The sequence below is a fragment of the Carnobacterium sp. genome (assembly GCF_032094055.1).
Classification (GTDB): Bacteria; Bacillota; Bacilli; order Lactobacillales; family Carnobacteriaceae; genus Carnobacterium_A.
In genome coordinates, this window is sequence record NZ_DAMDAK010000063.1 from 11,138 (window position 1) to 14,916 (window position 3,779).

The window sequence follows — 3,779 nt, forward strand, 5'->3', positions numbered from 1 at the left end:
CAACATACCCTTCATTTACGATGATTTCTTGTCCTTGTTGACTAAACATAAAATCCCAAAAATCTTGTGCAATCTCACTTAAATTATCTTTATATACTACATTGAAAGGACGTGCAATTGCATATGAACCGTCTTTAACTGTTTCACCTGTTGGCTCGACTCCTTCAATTTTAACTGCTTTAACCTTGTCATTTAATGAGCCTAGTGAAATATAACCGATTGCTGTTGCATCGCCGGCGACAGAAGTCATTACTCCATCTGTACTGTTTTGTATCGCTGCTTCTGTATACGTATTATCTACTTCATTGCCATCAGCATCTTCTTCTAATATCCCTGTGATTTCAGTAAATGCACCACGTGTTCCAGAACCATCTTCACGGGAAATAACATGAATCGTTTGAGAGGTATCAAATTCTCCTCCAGATGTACTTGATCCCTTTGCATCGGAAGCTGAATTGCCGCAAGCAGCTAAAAATAGTCCCATTCCTGAAGCTAACACTAGTTTTGATGCTTTTTTTGTATACATATGATTCCATCCTTTTTTTGAGTGTTGGACTTCTTTTCGACTTGTCCACATCTCTATAGTAAAGGTTGTCTGTTAATTCTATTCTCTCTTTATGTAATGTTTCTGTAGACATTTGTAAATGAATTGCAAAGTTGTAAAGATCAGAAAAAGTGTGGAACATTGTCATTCATTGACCCGCGAGACATTAAAAGCAGAAACAGCTTATAAAACCCTATTCTTTGACACTCCAATCATTCTATAAAAAAATAGACTAGAAAAAGCGACCTTCCGCTTTTCTAGTCTATTTATGATGATTAAAGATGATGCAACGGAAAAGTGATTGTAAAAGTGGTTCCCAACCCAACTTTGCTCCTTACAGCAATCGTTCCATTAAAGTTCTCAACCAAGTATTTTACAATCGATAAACCTAATCCGGTTCCACCCGAATTGCGGCTTCGTCCTTTGTCTACACGGTAAAAACGTTCAAAAATACGATTTATTTCGTCTTCAGGAATCCCCATTCCATTATCCCTGACTGTGATAAGAGCATGCTCTTTTGTTTTTTTGAGCGTTACGGTGATCGTTCCGCCAGCTTGTGTATAAATAACGGCATTATCAATCAAGTTAGCCAAGATCTGTTTCAAACGATCCTTGTCTCCTTCAATTTTGACCGTATCTTCTTCAAGCAAATTCAAAGTGATTTGTTTGTGCTCAGCTTTTTGTTTTACTAATTTAAATGTAGATAAGACAGCCTCTTTAACCACCACTTCTTCATAAGCAATCGGAACTTGCTTTTGTTCAAGTTTAGATAATTCTAAAATATCATTTACTAACAAGTCGAGCCGAGTACTTTCTTCCAGCATAATCTCTAAAAATTGTTTCAAAATCGCTTTATCTTCCATTGCTCCATCCAGTAATGTCTCTGAAAACCCTTTTAAAGCTGTTACCGGTGTTCTCAACTCATGAGAAGCATTCGTAACAAAATCAGTTCGTACTTTTTCTAAACGCCGGATTTCTGTAATATCATATAACAGAACGATCAGATTCGTTTCAGCTTTCGTTTTCCCGGTTATCGGAACCACATTTGCATCTACGATCCGCTCCGCAGGGAAATAAAAATAAATTTCTTTGTTTTGAATTTCTTTTTTGCGGTATGCTTTTTCGATTAAATGGCTTAGTCCATAACTCTTTGTCGCTTCAAGGTAGGATCTGCCCAATAAATCATTGCTGTCCATCTCAAAAATTTGGCACATTGCTGGGTTAACGATTTGAATGTTTCCTTGTTCATCCAACTGCATTACACCAATTACTAAATGATTGATCAATTCATTGATTCGCTCTTTATTTTGTGCAATTTCCTGCATTTGATCCTCTAAACTTTCAGCTAATTCATTAATTGTTTCTCCAAGTTTCGTTACTTCACCATAGCCGTTCCCACTGAAACGTGTTTCGTACTGCTTATTTGATAAATCTTTTGCTACATCCATAACTTCTTCAATTGGTTTAGCAATATATTTTGCAATCAAAAAAGTAATTCCACCAGTTAAGAACAAGGCTAAGACACTGAAGACTAAAATAGATTGTCGGATTTGTCCATTTAGTTGGTTCATTTCTGCTAAAGGTTTAGCTAAGCGAAGAATACCTATCACTTGTCCTGCCTGGTCAACAATCGGCTGTGTAACATAATAGAGCGTATCGTTTGTACTTTCGCTTTTTCTTGTAGCTGTTCCTTGAGATTCTCCCTTTAATATAGCTTGGACCTCTTTACGATTGCGGTGATTCTCCAATGGCGCATCATCTACTGAAGAATCGTAAATGACCGTTCCAGCTAGATCGATCAAAGTAATTCGCTGGTTCGTATATTTTTTTACTTTCAATGCTTCTCTTTTTAAATCAGGAAAACCTTGGACCGTATCTGCTACGCCGTTAAAATTACTTAACATAAGTTTCGATTGTTCTATTAAATCTTCTTGCTGACTTTCATTTGCATAACTTTGCATTAAGCGAGTTGAAAAAAAGCTGATACAACCCCCAAAAATGATAAATAAGACCATAAAAATAGTCAGAACTTGGGTCTGAATTTTTTTCATGTTTTTGGAACCTCAAATTTGTACCCAAAACCTCTTACTGTACGAATATAGACGGGATTTTTAGTATCTATTTCGATTTTCTCTCTTAAGTGACTGATGTGAACATCTACAATTCGTGTTTCTCCTGTATAATCAAAATTCCAGATAGCATTTAATAATTGCTCCCGGCTTAAAATACGATTGATACGTTTAGCCATATACAGTAAAAGTTCGAATTCTTTAGGAGTGACCTCGATTGGCTCATTTCGTACCATCACTTTGTATTGGTCAGGAAAAATACAGATTTCTCCAACTTCTATTTTTTCGTTGTTTTCTATGTCTTCCAAGGAATCACTTTTTACTGGATGAGGCTGGATTCGACGCATAATAGCCTTCATTCTAGCCAACACTTCCCTTGGACTGAATGGTTTAGTCATATAATCATCTGCGCCTAATTCTAACCCGATAATTTTATCTAATTCATCATCTTTAGCAGTTAAAATCATAATTGGGGTATTGTTTTTTTCTTGACGCAATTTCTTACATACTTCCATACCGTCCATTGAAGGCAGCATCAAATCCAAGATAATAAAATCATAGGTATTAGCTAATGCCAATGAATAACCAGTTAATCCATCTAATGCTGTTTGAACTTGATACCCTTCTTTTTCTAAATTAAAGGCCAGTAAAGTCAATATCGACTGTTCATCATCAACAATCAAAACTTTTTTCATAGCTTTCCTCCATCTAATCGTTTCAACTTTTTTTCTTATGAATGTATTTTAATTTGAGAGCAAGACCAGCCCAATTTCATGAGGAGTGTCTGCATAGAGAGCAGATTCAGCTAAACGAAGTTCGCCATCTGGGCCTTTTATTTTTAAATGACAGTAGACACTATTTTTAGATAACGCTCGATAAAAATCTTCTTCTGTTCTAATCTCCTCATCGTTGCAGGAAACAAGTGTATCACCGACTGCAACACCCATTTTCTCAGCAGGTGTCTCAGGATGGATTCCAATAACTTTTAACCCATTATCAGTCGGACCGAATAAAAAGGAATGTTTATTTTCTCGTTGTCGGTGGCGATAAAGAACAAGTAATCCTCCGATTACTGCTATTCCAAGGCCAGCAATTCCAGAATACATACTCCAAATTGAACCAATAGCTGCAGCGTTTACTACAATAGCCAATATAAAGCCTTCTCT

General features: G+C 36.3%; 4 protein-coding genes. All 4 read right to left on the reverse strand.

The genetic code is table 11. From position 1 onward, the window contains the following. On the reverse strand, positions 1-526 hold a 526-nt coding region (locus tag RT405_RS09735), incomplete at its 3' end, for a substrate-binding domain-containing protein (RefSeq protein WP_313469371.1). A gap of 293 nt (positions 527-819) precedes the next feature. After that, on the reverse strand, positions 820-2,595 hold the full coding sequence (pnpS, locus tag RT405_RS09740; RefSeq protein WP_313469373.1) for a two-component system histidine kinase PnpS: 1,776 nt from the start codon (positions 2,593-2,595) through the stop codon (positions 820-822). Beyond that, complete coding sequence (locus RT405_RS09745) at positions 2,592-3,308, reverse strand: response regulator transcription factor (RefSeq protein WP_313469375.1); 717 nt, start codon at positions 3,306-3,308, stop codon at positions 2,592-2,594. Before RT405_RS09745 ends, pnpS begins: the two co-directional genes overlap by 4 nt. 48 nt (positions 3,309-3,356) lie before the next feature. Then, a partial coding sequence (locus RT405_RS09750; protein ID WP_313469376.1) for a PDZ domain-containing protein occupies positions 3,357-3,779 on the reverse strand: 423 nt, incomplete at its 5' end.